14 protein-coding genes and 1 pseudogene are annotated in these 14205 nt (G+C 73.2%); 6 read left to right on the forward strand and 9 right to left on the reverse strand.

The window, feature by feature from the left end; all coding sequences use genetic code 11:
• Positions 1–95: 95 nt before the first annotated feature.
• Genes ABZO31_RS17215 through ABZO31_RS17230 form a run of 4 tightly spaced genes read right to left on the reverse strand, consistent with a single transcriptional unit; the run spans position 96 to position 3807 of the window.
• The gene (locus tag ABZO31_RS17215; protein ID WP_406862125.1) at positions 96–2048 is read right to left on the reverse strand and encodes an FUSC family protein; all 1953 of its coding nucleotides are present in this window, start codon (positions 2046–2048) and stop codon (positions 96–98) included.
• Between the two features lie 47 nt (positions 2049–2095).
• Positions 2096–2332: a DUF2630 family protein gene (locus tag ABZO31_RS17220; protein WP_406865382.1), complete on the reverse strand. Its 237-nt coding sequence runs from the start codon at positions 2330–2332 to the stop codon at positions 2096–2098.
• Positions 2333–2358: 26 nt separating this feature from the next.
• Positions 2359–3324 (reverse strand): endonuclease/exonuclease/phosphatase family protein, encoded by a 966-nt coding sequence (locus ABZO31_RS17225; protein WP_406862127.1) that lies wholly within the window; start codon positions 3322–3324, stop codon positions 2359–2361.
• 33 nt (positions 3325–3357) lie between these two features.
• A complete protein-coding gene (locus tag ABZO31_RS17230; protein WP_406862128.1) occupies positions 3358–3807 on the reverse strand; it encodes a DUF7144 family membrane protein in 450 nt (149 codons plus the stop codon).
• Positions 3808–3969: 162 nt separating this feature from the next.
• Between ABZO31_RS17230 and ABZO31_RS17235 the strand changes: the two genes are divergently transcribed.
• Both ABZO31_RS17235 and ABZO31_RS17240 read left to right on the forward strand, forming a co-directional pair.
• Entirely contained in the window at positions 3970–4383 is a 414-nt protein-coding gene (locus ABZO31_RS17235; RefSeq protein ID WP_406862129.1) for a hypothetical protein, read from the forward strand.
• A gap of 112 nt (positions 4384–4495) precedes the next feature.
• Positions 4496–4618 (forward strand): annotated as a pseudogene (locus ABZO31_RS17240) (daunorubicin/doxorubicin resistance ABC transporter ATP-binding protein DrrA); the annotation flags it as partial.
• 31 nt (positions 4619–4649) lie between these two features.
• Here ABZO31_RS17240 and ABZO31_RS17245 read toward each other — a convergent pair.
• Positions 4650–5024, reverse strand: a complete 375-nt coding sequence (locus ABZO31_RS17245) for a VOC family protein (protein WP_406862130.1) — start codon at positions 5022–5024, stop codon at positions 4650–4652.
• Positions 5025–5234: 210 nt separating this feature from the next.
• Here ABZO31_RS17245 and ABZO31_RS17250 point away from each other — a divergent pair, with 210 nt between their 5' ends.
• The gene (locus ABZO31_RS17250; protein ID WP_406862131.1) at positions 5235–6299 is read left to right on the forward strand and encodes a MerR family transcriptional regulator; all 1065 of its coding nucleotides are present in this window, start codon (positions 5235–5237) and stop codon (positions 6297–6299) included.
• Positions 6300–6309: 10 nt separating this feature from the next.
• Here ABZO31_RS17250 and ABZO31_RS17255 read toward each other — a convergent pair whose 3' ends face one another.
• A complete protein-coding gene (locus ABZO31_RS17255; RefSeq protein ID WP_406862132.1) occupies positions 6310–6933 on the reverse strand; it encodes an FMN reductase in 624 nt (207 codons plus the stop codon).
• Positions 6934–6939: 6 nt separating this feature from the next.
• The gene (locus ABZO31_RS17260) at positions 6940–8019 is read right to left on the reverse strand and encodes an LLM class flavin-dependent oxidoreductase (RefSeq protein ID WP_406862133.1); all 1080 of its coding nucleotides are present in this window, start codon (positions 8017–8019) and stop codon (positions 6940–6942) included.
• Between the two features lie 179 nt (positions 8020–8198).
• Here ABZO31_RS17260 and cbiE point away from each other — a divergent pair, with 179 nt between their 5' ends.
• Both cbiE and cobM read left to right on the forward strand, forming a co-directional pair.
• On the forward strand, positions 8199–9452 hold the full coding sequence (gene cbiE / locus ABZO31_RS17265) for a precorrin-6y C5,15-methyltransferase (decarboxylating) subunit CbiE (RefSeq protein ID WP_406862134.1): 1254 nt from the start codon (positions 8199–8201) through the stop codon (positions 9450–9452).
• Complete coding sequence (gene cobM, locus ABZO31_RS17270; RefSeq protein ID WP_406862135.1) at positions 9449–10198, forward strand: precorrin-4 C(11)-methyltransferase; 750 nt, start codon at positions 9449–9451, stop codon at positions 10196–10198. Before cbiE ends, cobM begins: the two co-directional genes overlap by 4 nt.
• A 6-nt stretch (positions 10199–10204) precedes the next feature.
• Here cobM and ABZO31_RS17275 read toward each other — a convergent pair whose 3' ends face one another.
• Positions 10205–11323 carry a cobalt-precorrin-5B (C(1))-methyltransferase gene (locus ABZO31_RS17275; RefSeq protein ID WP_406862136.1) on the reverse strand — a complete coding sequence of 373 codons (1119 nt, stop codon included), beginning with the start codon at positions 11321–11323 and terminating at the stop codon, positions 10205–10207.
• A gap of 12 nt (positions 11324–11335) precedes the next feature.
• Here ABZO31_RS17275 and ABZO31_RS17280 point away from each other — a divergent pair, with 12 nt between their 5' ends.
• Positions 11336–12070 (forward strand): cobalt-precorrin-6A reductase, encoded by a 735-nt coding sequence (locus ABZO31_RS17280; protein WP_406862137.1) that lies wholly within the window; start codon positions 11336–11338, stop codon positions 12068–12070.
• 19 nt (positions 12071–12089) lie between these two features.
• Here ABZO31_RS17280 and ABZO31_RS17285 read toward each other — a convergent pair whose 3' ends face one another.
• Positions 12090–14147, reverse strand: a complete 2058-nt coding sequence (locus tag ABZO31_RS17285) for a PA14 domain-containing protein (RefSeq protein ID WP_406862138.1) — start codon at positions 14145–14147, stop codon at positions 12090–12092.
• Positions 14148–14205 lie beyond the last annotated feature (58 nt).

Here is a 14205-nt window from a genome sequence, read left to right on the forward strand (position 1 = left end):
GCGTGAATGGGCGCATCGTAGTCGTACCGGCCGGTCTGCGGTGACGGCGGTGGCACGGATTCCGCTGCCGGGGCCGTACTGCCGGGTCGGGCGCGCTACTTGGGAGTCGGGGTGGCGATGGCGCGGGCGGCCAGGACCTCCTGCCGCAGGGGGTGCAGCACGCTGTCGTCGGGGCCGGTCAGCTCGGCGCGGACCTCGACGAGGATCTCGGACTCGCGCAGTCCGGCGGCGAGTTCGCGCAGTTCCCGCTCGATGGCGGCGGCCTCGGCCGGGTCCGGCGGCGGGGCGCCGTGGTCGACGCGGACACGGGCGGCGGTGGTGGCGTCGACGATCCGTTCCACGGCGACGAGCAGCGGCCACCAGGCGGCGGCGCGCGCGCCGGTCGGCGGCGGCTCGGTGAGGGCGCGCTGGAACTCGGCGCGCACGGCGGACAGGTCGCGGTACAGCTTGCGGCGGGAGCGGACGCGGGCGGCCTGGTCGGAGCCCTGCGCGAACGCGAACCCGACGTACTGCGCGGCGTCGGCGACGGCGTCGGCGAGCCGGTCACCGATCCGGGTGTGCCAGGACTCCGGCCACAGCAGATAGCCCGCGACCAGGGAGATCCCGCAGCCGATGAGGGAGTCGTACAGCCGCGGCAGGACCAGGTCGAAGCCCTCGCGGTTGATCAGGTCGGAGAGCAGCAGGATGACCGGGGTGATGGCGGCGGTCTGGAAGGCGTATCCCTTCGCGGAGAACGCCGGGATCAGACCGGCGAGCACGAACATCACCGGCACGTCCCACCAGCCGCGCGGCACCTCGGCGAGCACGATCGCGGCCGTGACCAGGCCGAGGGCGGTGCCGAGGGCGCGGAGCACGGCGCGCGAGAACACCGAGCCGAAGTCGGGCTTCATCACGAAGGTGACGGTGAGCGCGACCCAGTACGAGCGGGGCACCTCGATCAGCGAGACCAGGGCCTGCGCGAGTCCGATGCAGAGGGCGAGGCGCAGCCCGTACCGCCAGGACTGGTCGGAGAACAGCACGCCGCGGGCGGTGCGCCGGATCCGGACGCGCAGGGCGGCGGGGCGGCCGAGCCGGTCGTCGACGTTGTACGGGTTGGGCTCGGCCTTGTGGACGACGGTGGCGGCGTAGCGCAGGGCGTGGTCGACGGCGCGCTCGGAGGGGAGTTCGGGGACGGGCAGGTCGAGTTCGTGGGCGCCGGGGCGGCCCTCCTCGACGGCGGCGGCGAGTTCGCGTACGGCGGCGGGGATCCGCGCGGGCATCGGCCCGGTCCGACGCGCCTTCAGATGGGCGGCGGGGGCGGCCTCGACCAGCGGGATCAGGGCGTTGAGCTGGGCGAGCAGCCGGATCAGCACGGGCGCGCGGCCGTGCTCGCGGGCGCGCCGGCCGACGATGAGGTCGTACGCCTGGTTGAGCGCCTGGGTCACGTCGCGGCGGCGGCCCTCGTACGCGTCCGTGCCCGCGGCCTCCAGGACGTCGGCGACGGCCCGGTACGCGGCGGCCACCGACTCCTTCTCCGGGGCGCCGCGCCGCAGCGGCCAGCCGAGCAGGGTCAGCACGAGGACGACGACCCCGCCGAGGCCGAGCAGCGCGGCCGGCAGCCACCACGGGTCGGGCATCGGCAGTCCGGCGCCGACGACGGTGTTGAGCAGCAGCAGAAGCCCGGAGACGGAGGCGACGGCCCCGATGCTGGAGATCATCCCGGAGACGAGCGCGACGAGGGTGACCACGACGACGGTGGTCCAGCCGTGCCCGAAGACGAGGGTGCCGAGGGTGACGCCGAGGGCGCCGAAGAGCTGGGGGACGGCGATGTTGAGGAGCCGCATCCGGTAGGCGTCGGCGGTGTCGCCGATGACGCCGGAGAGCGCGCCCATGGAGACCAGCGCGCCGTACACGGGCCGGTCCACGGCCATCCCGACGGCGAGCGGCGCGGACAGTGCGACGGACGCGCGCGCCACGGCGGCCCACGGCACCGGCGCCTTCTGCGGCCGCAGCCCCTCCACGAGCCACGCGGGCGGTGCGAGCCGATCCAACCGAGCACGACGAACCATGCGACCACCCTAGGGTCAGGTGGTGGCCCCGCCCCGATGCCCCGAGGTCAGCTGCGGTAGCCCTCCACCTCCGCGGCCGGGCGGACCGCCGCCGTGTCGGGGTCGTCGCCGAACTCCGCCTTGGCACGCCGCTGGCGCAACAGGTCCCAGGCCTGGTCCAGTTGTACCTCCACCTCCGCGAGCCGGGACAGCTCCTCCGGGAGCAGCCCACCGGTCCGCTGCCGCAGGGACCGTTCCTCGTCGACGAGCTGCCCGATGTTCTCCAGGATCTGCTCGTTGTTCATGGGGCTCATGCCACAAGGGTGACAAATCAACCGTCGGCGTGCAGGTCGAGGTCCGTGAGCACCGCGCGGTGGTCGCTGCCCGGCAGATCGAGGAACCGGGTGGCGCGGGCGGCGAAGTCCTCGCCGACCAGTACGTGGTCGATCTGCGTGTACGTCGGCACCGCCCCCTCCCGCGGCCAGGTCGGCGTCCGCGTCTCCCCCGTCAACCGGGCCGCGTCGTGCAGCCCGGTGTCCAGCACCTCCCGGAACGCCTCGTGGTCCTGGGAGGCGTTGAAGTCCCCGGCCAGCAGCACCGGCGGCCCCTCCGCCACCGCCCCGGCCGCCCAGTCCCGCACCCGCGCCAGCTCCGCCCGCCACGCGTCGACCTGCCCCGGCAGCGGCGGCAGCGGATGGGCGAGCCGCAGCCGTACCTCCCGGCCGCCGATCCGCGCCGTCGCGCCCGGCATTCCCATCGCCGCCGGCAGCGGGGCCTCCGCGGTGAGCGGGTACGCGCTGAGGATCGCCGAGCCGGTGGAGCCCTCCCCGTCCACGGTCACCCGGTACGGCAGCCGGTCCCGCAGCCCCTCCGCGAGCGTCCGCACACACGCCGGATCGCACTCGGTGACGAACACCAGCCGCGGCCGCTCCGCCCGCGCCACCGCCAGCAACCGCCCGGTCGCCTCGCCGAATTCGACGTTCGCGGCGAGCACCCGCACCCGCGCGACGACCGGCCCGTCGGCGCCGGTGCCGTCGGGCCCGTACGGCAGGGCGAACCATCCGGTCACCGCGACCACCGCTGCCGTCACCCCGGCGAGCACCCGCCGCCGCGCCACCAGAGCCAGGACCAGCGCGAGCACCGCCGGCACGAGCATCAGCGGCAGCGCGGACAGCAGTTGCGGCACGGGCGTGACCGCGTCCGTGCCGGCCAGCCGGCAGAACGCGGTCACGAGGGGGACGGCGACGAGCAGCCCGGCCGCCCAGGCGGCGAGCGTACGGACCTGTTGCGCGGGCACCCGCCCAGTGTCGCAGCGCCCCGGCGGGCCGACTCACATGATCGGATGCTTTCCGTACGACTCGTCCGACGCGAGCGCCCAGATCACGAAGACCGAGACGGCCATCGAGAACAGCGCCCACCACGGCTGGTACGGCAGGAACAGGAACTGCGCCACGATGTTCAGCGCGGCGAGCGAGATGCCCGCCACCCGCCCCCACTCCGCGCCGCGGAGGATCCCGAAGCCGGTGATCGCGATGATCACGCCCAGGACCAGATGGATCCAGCCCCACGTGGTGAGGTTGAACCGGTAGACGTAGTCGCCGACGCGGGCGTACACGTTGTCCTCGGCGATCCCGGCGATGCCCTGGAAGATGTCCACGATGCCGACGACCGACATCAGCACGCCGGCGAAGACGGTGCCGCCGGTGGCCCAGTCGCCGGACTCGTCCGTCCTGCCCTGAGGCGGGGTCGGCGCGGGAGGGGGTGCGGTGTTCTGGCTCATGGCCTCAGCGTCGGAGCGATCGTCCGGGACCGAACTTTTTACTGCGCCGAACGGGTGAGACCCCGTGGCGCGCCCGGTCCGGTTGCGGGGTCCGGGCCGCGGGTGTGCTCTGGAGGGTGAGATTCCGTCCGAGATTCCGTCCCCGGAGGGAAGGAGCCCGACATGGCCGCACACGCAGCGGCGCCGGCCCGGCGCTACGAGGGAGCAGCGCACGGCTGGGGCATCCCGCTCAGCCTCGGCGTCATCTACGGCCTCTACACCTCGGCGGTCGCCCGCTCCGGCGGCGGCTGGTCCTGGGGCCAGTTCTGGCTCGGCATCATCTCCGGAGCGGCGCTGGCCGGCGCGGTGTACGCACTGCGCACGTACGGGCACATGCTCCCGCGCGAGCTGCGCGCGGCGGCGATCGGCGTGGTCGCGGGCGGCGCGATCGGCTTCCTGTTCAGCCTGTCGGGGACGAGCGTCCTGTCGTCGTCCGTCCTGGGCCTGATCATCATGGCCGGCACGACGCTCGGCGCGTTCTATCTCTTCTACACGCACGAGGACGTCAAGGGCAGACGGGCGAGCGGCCGCGCCTAGAGCGACGGCGCCTGGCGCGACGGGACGGGCGGGCGGGCCGCCTGGCATCCGGTCCCCGGACGACGGAGACTGGGAAGGGCGGCCCGCATCCCACCCGGCCCGGAGGATGCGCATGTCCGACCTCGCCATCGAGACCGACGGACTCGTGAAGGTCTTCGGCACCAACCGCGCCGTCGACGGCGTCGACCTCCGCGTCCCGGCCAGGACGGTCTACGGGGTGCTCGGGCCGAACGGCCGTGACGATGCGGCTGTACAACCGCAAGTAGTCAGCCGGCGGTTCGCGGTGTGGTCTGCTGCACGGCCCAGCGGTTGCCGTCGGGGTCCGCGAAGTAGACGAACGACCCCCAGGGCTGGTCGTCGATCGGACTGACGTCGATGCCGCGACCGCTGAGCGTGGCATGCGCCTCCTCGATGTCGGCGACGACGACCTGCATGTTGTCGAGCGCCCCCGGGGCCATCCCGGTGATCCCCTTCCCGAACGCGATGGAACAGGCCGACCCGGGCGGCGTCATCTGCACGAACCGGATCTCGTCGCTGACGGTGATGTCGTGATCGGCGTTGAACCCGACCTGCTCGTAGAAGGCCTTGGCACGGTCGATGTCGGTGACGGGCACACCGATGAGCTCGAGCTTGATGTCCATGGACGCATCATCCACTTTGTCCTTCGTGTGGGCAATTGTCCCTCCCCCAGACTTCGTCCGGGAGGTGCCCCCAGGGCGCGATGGACCCGCACCCCGACGGCGCCGCACGCACCCCTGTTGACCTTCCCCCTCCGGGAAGCCCCAGCATCGTCGGCACCGGGCAGAGAGCCCGGTACGGGGAGGTGGAGGGCTGTGCGCGAAGGTGACGGAATGCTGACCATCGGCGACTTCGCCCGCGCATCCCGGCTCTCCGCCAGGACGCTGCGCCGCTACGACGAACTCGGCCTGCTCCCGCCCGCCCGCGTGGACCCGTTCACCGGCTACCGGTACTACGCCGAGGCGCAGCTGGAACGCGCCCGCCTGGTCGGCTGGCTGCGGCGGATCGGCATGCCACTGGCCGAGGTCGGCCGGGTCTGCACGCTGTACGAGACGGACCCGGGCGCCGCGGCGCGCGCGATCCGTGCGTACTGGGCGGGCGTCGAGTCGGACACGGCGGCACGGCGCGACCTGGCGTCCTCCCTGGTGGACCGCATGAAGGGAACCACCGGCATGACCACGGACGACAACACCGCACCCGCGCTCACCCTGCGGGCCGCCGCGCTGCTCGACCGCGGCCTGGTCCGCGCGCTGCAGCAGGACGCCGCCCACACGGGCCCGCGCCTGCTGGCCGTTGCCGACGGCTACGGCCCCGAGGGCGAGCGCGCCGCGCACGCGGCGGTGGCCGCGCTGGCGGCCGTACCGGCGCCCCCGCCCGCCCCGCGCCCGGGGGACGTGCTGAACGCCCTGGACGAGGGCGTCCGCGAGGCGAACGCGGCGGTCGCGGGCCTCGCCGACTCGGGTACGACGCTGACCGCGGCGCTCCTCGCGGGCAGTCGCCTCGCCCTCGCGCACGTGGGCGACTCCCGGGCGTACCTGCTGCGGGACGGCGTTCTGACGCGGCTGACCCGCGACCACACCGTCGTCCAGGCCCTCGTCGACGCGGGCGAGCTCGACCCGGCCGAGGCTGCCGAGCGCCCCGACCGGGCCCTGCTCCTCAAAGCCCTCGACGGTGGGGACGTACCGCCCGAGCCGGAGCTGGGCGTGCGGGAGGTGCGGGCGGGGGACCGGCTGCTGCTGTGCACGGACGGGCTCTCCGCGCTCGTCCCCGCCGAGGAGATCGAGCTGGCGCTCGTGCGGGCCGGCGACCCGCAGGCCACCGTCCGGTCCCTGGCCGCGCTCGCGCGCGGTCTGGGCGCTCCGGACAACCTGGCCTGCGTGGTCGCCGACGTCGCCTGAACCCCTGCCGTCAGTCGAGCCGCAGGTCCGCCAACTGCCGCTCGAACGGGACGACTTCGTCGTCCACCGACGTGACCGCCGGCCGTGCGGCGACCGCCGCGGCCAGCTCCTCGCCCGCGCGGGTGATGCGGGCGGGAAGCCCCTCGGTGTACTCGTCGCCGCCGGTGCCCCAGTCCTCCGACGCCGCGTACACGGCCGTCGGGACGACCTGCGCGCGGAGGTACGCGAACAGCGGCCGCAGCGCGTGGTCGAGGACCAGCGAGTGGCGGGCGGTCCCGCCGGTCGCGGCGACCAGCACCGGCGTGCCGGTCAGGGCCGCCGGGTCGATCAGGTCGAAGAACGACTTGAACAGGCCGCTGTACGACGCGGTGAAGACCGGCGTCACCGCCACCACACCGTCCGCGCCGGTCACCGCGTCGATCGCCGTCTGCAGCTTCTCCGAGGGGAAGCCGGTGACGAAGTTGTTCGCGATGTCGACGGCCAGGTCACGCAGTTCGATCACCTCGACGTCGACCGCGTACTCCTGCTCGGCCAGCCTGTACCGCGCCGCCTGCAGCAGGCGGTCGGCGAGCAGCCGGGTCGAGGACGGCGAGCTGAGGCCGGCCGAGACGGCGACGAGCTTCAGGGTCTGCATGGCTGCTTACGCCTCCTGCTTCGTGAGTACGGCGGGGTGGAGCGGCGCGGTGGCGGGGACGTCCGCCGGGCGCAGGTTGTCGAACTCCTTGCGGAGCACCGGGACGACCTCCTCGCCGAGGATGTCGAGCTGTTCCAGGACGGTCTTCAGCGGCAGGCCCGCGTGGTCGACCAGGAACAGCTGGCGCTGGTAGTCGCCGACGTAGTCGCGGAAGGACAGCGTGCGGTCGATGACCTCCTGCGGAGAGCCGACGGTCAGCGGGGTCTGGCTGCTGAACTCCTCCAGCGAGGGCCCGTGGCCGTAGACCGGCGCGTTGTCGAAGTACGGGCGGAACTCCCGTACCGCGTCCTGCGAGTTCTTCCGCATGAAGACCTGCCCGCCGAGTCCGACGATCGCCTGCTCCGGCGTGCCGTGACCGTAGTGCGCGTACCGCTGCCGGTACAGCCGGACCATCTTCTCGGTGTGCTGCTTCGGCCAGAAGATGTGGTTGGCGAAGAAGCCGTCGCCGTAGTACGCGGCCTGCTCGGCGATCTCCGGGGAGCGGATGGAGCCGTGCCAGACGAACGGCGGGACGCCGTCCAGCGGGCGCGGGGTGGCCGTGAAGCCCTGGAGCGCGCTGCGGAACTTGCCCTCCCAGTCGACCACGTCCTCCCTCCACAGCTTGTGGAGGAGCGCGTAGTTCTCGATGGCGAGCGGGATGCCCTGCCGGATGTCCTGCCCGAACCACGGGTAGACCGGGCCGGTGTTGCCGCGGCCCATCATCAGGTCGACGCGCCCGTCGGCCAGATGCTGCAGCGTCGCGTAGTCCTCGGCGATCTTCACCGGGTCGTTGGTGGTGATCAGCGTGGTGGACGTGGAGAGGATCAGGTTCTCCGTGCGGGCCGCGATGTGGCCGAGCAGCGTGGTCGGGGAGGACGGCACGAACGGCGGGTTGTGGTGCTCGCCGGTCGCGAAGACGTCCAGGCCGACCTCCTCCGCCTTCTGCGCGATGGCGACGGTGTTCTTGATGCGCTCGTGCTCGGTGGGGGTGCGGCCGGTCGTGGGGTCGGTGGTCACATCGCCGACGGTGAAGATGCCGAACTGCATCGTGATCGCCTTTCGCGCTGGTGCTGATTGCTCGTGCTGGTCACTGGACTGATTGTTGAAAGTTGAACTGACTCGCTCAACGGTGACCCCCCGCGCCCTATTCCCGGGTCCGCCTCGCACCTCTCCGGGGTGACCCGCCTCACCTCGGAGGTCATGTTCCGGTCACGTAGAGTTCCGGCGTGAGCTCCGTACCCCCGCCCCCCGCCGTCTCGGTCGTCGGCATCGGCGCGGACGGCTGGGACGGGCTCCCCGAGACCTCCCGGCAGGTCCTGCGCGAGGCCGAGGTCCTGATCGGCGGCGACCGCCAGCTGTGGCTCGCGCCCACCGACGTCTGCCTCGGCGCCCGCGTCACCTGGCCCCACAACCTGCGCGAGTCCGTCCCCGGACTGATCGCCGCGCACGAGGGCCGCCGGATCGCGGTGCTCGCCAGCGGCGACCCGATGTTCTACGGCATCGGCCGCACCCTCGCCGAGACGATCGGCGCCGACCGGATCCGCGTCCTGCCCCACCCGTCCTCCGTCTCGTACGCCTGCGCCCGCCTCACCTGGCCGCTGGAGGACGTCGAGACGGTCACGCTGGTCGGAAGGCCGCTCGCCTCGCTCACCGCCGCCCTGCACGACGGACGGCGGCTGCTCGTCCTCAGCGCGACCCGCCACACTCCGGGGCAGGTCGCGGAGCTGCTGCGCGAGAGGGGCTACGGCGGCAGCCGGATGCGGGTCCTCGAACAGCTCGGCGGCCCGTACGAGCGCGTCGTCGACGGCACCGCCGACACCTGGGACGACGACGAGCGCCTCGACGCCCTGAACGTCGTCGCGATCGACTGCGTCCGCGCCCCCGACGCACTCCGCCTCGGCGCCGTGCCCGGCCTGCCGGACGAGGCGTACGAGCACGACGGCCAGCTCACCAAGCGGTACGTACGCGCCGCCACCCTCGCCGCGCTCGCCCCCGCCCCCGGCGAACTCCTCTGGGACGTCGGCGGCGGCTCCGGTTCCATCGGCATCGAGTGGATGCGCGCGCACCGCACCTGCCGGGCGATCGCCGTCGAGAAGCACCCCGAGCGCGCCGAGCGCATCGCCCGCAACATGGTGTCCCTCGGCGTACCGAAACTCCGCATCGTCGTGGGCCCGGCCCCCGACTCCCTGGCCGGACTGCCGGTACCGGACGCGATCTTCATCGGCGGCGGCCTGACCGCCCCCGGCCTGCTCGACGCCTGCTGGGCCGCGCTGCCGCCCGGCGGCCGGCTGGTCGCGAACACCGTGACGCTGGAGTCCGAGGCGCTGCTGGCCGAGTGGTACGGCCGGCACGGCGGCGAGCTGGTCCGGCTCGCCGTCGCCCAGGCCGTCCCGGTGGGCGGCTTCACCGGCTGGCGGCAGGCGATGCCGGTCACCCAGTGGTCCGTAACGAAAAAGGCGAAAGGCTCTGCAGAGGCATGACCGTCCACTTCATCGGCGCCGGCCCCGGCGCGGCCGACCTGATCACCGTGCGCGGCGCGCGCACGCTCGCGTCCTGCGGGGTCTGCCTGTACGCGGGCTCGCTCGTCCCGCGCGAACTGCTCGCCGAGTGCCCGCCGGACGCGCGCCTGGTCGACACCGCGAACCTGGACCTGGACGCGATCGTCGCCGAGATCGTCCGCGCCCACGAGGAGGGCCACGACGTGGCCCGGCTGCACTCCGGCGACCCGTCCGTCTTCAGCGCGGTCGCGGAGCAGATGCGGCGGCTCGACGCGGCGGGCATCCCGTACGAGGTCGTGCCCGGCGTCCCGGCGTTCGCCGCGGCCGCGGCGGCGCTGAAGCGGGAACTGACGGTCCCGACCGTCGGCCAGACCGTCATCCTGACCCGCATCGCCCAGCAGGCCACCCCCATGCCCGAGGGCGAGGACCTCGCCACCCTGGGCCGCAGCGGCGCGCTCCTGGTCCTGCACCTGGCGGCCCGCTACGTGGACCGCGTCGTCGCCGAACTGCTCCCGCACTACGGCACGGAGTGCCCCGCCGCGGTCGTGGCCATGGCCAGCCGCCCGGACGAGCTGATCCTGCGCGGCACCCTCGACGACATCGCCCAGCAGGTGAAGGACGCCGGCATCACCAAGACCGCCGTCATCCTCGTCGGCCGCACCCTCGCCGCCTCCCAGTTCCGCGACAGCCACCTGTACGACCCGGCCCGCGACCGGCACGTCTGCTGAGGGTGTCTACGGCCCCTTCGGGGCCGAGCGGCCGACCACCGTTCCGTCGCGGTCGATGCAGACCACGTCGACGGTGACCGGGGCGCCGCGCAGGACCGCCAGGGCCTCGTCGCGGGCGCGGGCCGCCACCGCGTCGCCCAGGGGGACGCCGGCCGCCTCGCAGAGGCGGAGGGCGGCGAGGCCGGTGTTGGCGGCGGCGATCTCCGCGGCCAGGTCCTCCGACGCGCCCGCCGCCCGCGCCAGGTCCGCGAGGAAGGGCTTGTCGACCTGCGAGCGGGCCGAGTGCAGGTCCAGATGCCCGGCGGCGAGCTTGGAGAGCTTGGCGAAGCCGCCGCACAGGGTCAGCCGGTCGACCGGGTGCTGCCGGACGTACTTCAGCACCGCGCCCGCGAAGTCGCCCATGTCGAGCAGCGCGATCTCGGGCAGCTCGTACAGCTCCGTCACCGTCCGCTCGGACGTGGAGCCGGTGCATCCCGCGACGTGCGTCAGGCCGCCGGCCCGCGCCACGTCCACACCCCGCCGGATGGAGTCGATCCACGCCGAGCAGGAGTACGGGACGACGATCCCGGTCGTGCCGAGGATGGAGAGGCCGCCGAGGATCCCGATCCGGGGGTTCCACGTGGAACGCGCCAGCTCCTCGCCGTGGTCGACGGAGACCGTGATCTCCACGTCGCCCGTGCCGCCGTGCGCCGCCGCGACCCGCGCCACGTGCTCCCGCATCATCTGCCGCGGCACCGGGTTGATCGCCGGCTCGCCCACCTCCAGCGGCAGCCCCGGCAGCGTCACCGTGCCCACGCCCGGACCGGCCCGGAACACCACCCCGGACCCCGGCGGCAGCAGCCGCACCGTCGCCCGGACCAGCGCCCCGTGCGTCACGTCCGGGTCGTCGCCGGCGTCCTTGACGACCCCCGCCATGGCGGCGTCGCCCGCGAGGGATTCCGCCGCCAGCGCGAAGGACGGCGTCTGCCCCTTCGGCAGCGTGATCGTCACCGGATCCGGGAAATCCCCGGCGAGCAGCGCCGTGTACGCGGCGGTCGTCGCCGCCGTCGCACAGGCCCCGGTCGTCCAGCCCGGCCGCAGACCGGTGTGCTTGAGTTGGGCGTCGCGCCCGCCGCCTGAACTCATGAAGGGACTCCCGTGCACGTTCTCATTCTCGGCGGGACCGCCGAGGCCCGCGCCCTCGCCGGGCTGCTGCACCCGCACACGCGGGTCACCAGCTCGCTCGCCGGCCGGGTGGCGAACCCGCGACTGCCCGAGGGCGAGGTGCGGATCGGCGGGTTCGGCGGCCCGGACGGGCTCGCGCGGTGGATCGCCGAGCACGGTGTGGACCGGGTCATCGACGCCACACACCCCTTCGCCGAACGGATCAGCTTCAACGCGGCCCGGGCGGCCGCCACCGCCCATGTTCCCCTGCTCGCCCTGCGCCGCCCCGGCTGGGTCCCGGCCGAGGGCGACGACTGGCGCGAGGCGGGGTCGCTGGAGGAGGCCGCGGCCGCGCTGGACGGCCTCGGTGGGAGGGTCTTCCTGACCACCGGGCGGATGGGGCTCGCGGTCTTCGCGCGCTGCCCGCAGTGGTTCCTCGTCCGGTCCGTGGACGCCCCGGAGCCGCCGATGCCGGCCCGCACCGAAGTGCTCCTGGACCGGGGCCCGTTCACCCTCGAAGGGGAGCGCGAGCTGCTGCGCCGGCACCGCATCGACGTGCTCGTCACGAAGGACAGCGGCGCCGCGGCGACCGCCCCGAAGCTCCGGGCGGCCCGCGAGGCGGGCGTCCCGGTCGTCGTGGTGCGCCGCCCGCCCGTTCCCCAGGGTGTGGAAACGGCCGCCTCCCCTCAGGAGGCGGCCGCTTGGGCCCTGGGCCGGACCGAGCTCTAGAGCGTCCCCCTGGCGGGGGCTAATTCTCCGAGGCGAACGCCATCTCGCGGGCGGCCGTCTCCGTGCCGTCCGCGAGGGTGGCCGTCACGCGGTAGTACGTGGTCGTTCCCTTGGGCCGGGAGGTGTCCACGTACGACCAGCTGCTGCTGTCACCGCGCGTCTGGACGTCGACCTTGTCGAAGACGTGGGTCGAACGGTTCCAGCGGTAGACGTTGAAGCCGGTCACCTTGCTGCCGTTGGCGCCGGTGTCACTGCTCCACCAGGCGACCCAGCCGTTCACGTCGCCGTAGAGGTGGCCGATCGGGGTGTCGCCCACGGCGGGGCCCGCGTCTGCGTCGGGGCGCAGGTCGAGCTCGGTGACGTCCTGGACGGAGGCACCGGTCCCAGGGGTGAGCTGGTTGCCGTACTGGTCGACGGCGACGACGCCGTAGCGGACCTGCTCGCCGTCGGCGACCGTACGGTCGAGGTGGTGGGTCTGCGTGAACTCCCACGGCTTGAGGGTCCAGGCATCCTGGAGAGGCTTGTACACCCACTGACCGTCGACGAGCGTGCCCCGCAGGATGCGGTAGTGGTCGAGCCCGGGCTCGGCACTGGCGTTCCAGCTCAGCGAGACGCCGTTCTCCTCGGCGGTGACGGTCACGCCTGTCACCGGGGGCGGCGGGGTGGTGTTTCCGGCGACGGTGACCGCCATTTCGTCGGAGGGGATGCCCCCGTTGCCCGCGCCGTCCACGGCCACGACCGAGTAGTAGTACGTGGCGCCCGGGGGCGGGGCCGCGTCCGTGAAGGACGTGCCCCGGATGTTCTTGCCGACCTCCACGATCGTGCGCCCGGGCTCCGTGCGCGGCCTGTCGTAGCGGAGGACCACGTACCCGACGAAGTCCGCGCTGGTGGCCTGCGACGTGTCCCAGGTCAGCGTGACCCCGCGCTCGTCCTCGACCGCCTTGGCGTTGTACGCGGTGTCCACCGGCCCCGTCTTGTCCCGCGTGTAGAACTCAGCCGTGCCGGAGGCCGCCGACTCGTTGCCCTGCGTGTCGACCGCCGTGACGACGTAGTAGTACGTGTCCCCGGTCTGCGGCAGCGGCCCCTGGTACCAGGAGCCGCTGAGCGGCTTGTCGCCGCTCACCCGGTTCGCCGCCGTGAGCGCGACCGGCCGGGAGGTGGAGCGGTACACGTGGTACCCGGCGAGGTCCGCCTCGGCGTTCCCGTCCCAGGAGAGGTTGACCTTCTCGGAGAAGTCGGGCGTCCAGCCCCCGAGACCCTTCGGTGCCGCGGGAGCGGTCTGGTCGACGGTGGTGGCGGTGACGTCGAGGCTGCCGGTGGATTCGCGGCCCGCGTTGTCGACGGCGCGGACCTCGTAGAGGTACGTCTGGCCGGTCGCGGGCGGGGTGTCGACGAAGGTCGGGGACGTGAGCAGCGACGTACCGCTCACCTTGGCCCACTGGGTGAGGCTCAGCCGGCGGTAGACGCGGTAGCCCGCGAGGTCCATCTCCTTGTTGGCGGCCCACTTGAGGGTGGTCTTGAGCGTCGTGGCGCTGTACGTCGCGGTCAGGCCGGTGGGGTACAGCGGCTTGACCGTGTCGACGGTGGCCTCGGTGCGGGGCGCGTAGGTGAAGCCGGCGTAGGCGTACCCGGTCCAGGCCACGTAATCGACGCGGATGGTGTGCTTACCGGCCGGAATGGAGAGATCGACAGTCTTGCGAGCGGTGGTGGAGACGTTCTTCCACAGATCGATCTTGCGGACGCCGTCGATGTAGACGCGCATGCCGTCCTGGGTGGCGGCGTTGAGGCGGAACGGGCCGCCGGATCCGAAGTCGCGGGTCAGGGACCAGCGGATGGAGAAGTTGTCGTTGGGCAGGGTGACACCGGCGGGGTCACCGCTGCCCATGTTCTCGGCGATGGCCGAGTCGCAGGCGGTCAGCTTCGGGGTGCCGCTGAAGCTGGCATTGGCGTAGTACTGCGCCGTCCAGGTGGGGGAGGCGCAGGTGACGGCTGCGGAGGCCGGGGCGGCGGTGATCAGACCGCCGGAGGCGGCGAGCGCGGCCGTGAGGGCCACGGCGCTCAGCCGGGTACGAGTCATCACAGACAGAGGGCCCTTTCCGGACCGACGTGGTACGCGTGTTGCGTGGTGGTGTCTG

Source organism: Streptomyces solicamelliae, assembly GCF_045348655.1.
Taxonomy (GTDB): domain Bacteria; phylum Actinomycetota; class Actinomycetes; order Streptomycetales; family Streptomycetaceae; genus Streptomyces; species Streptomyces solicamelliae.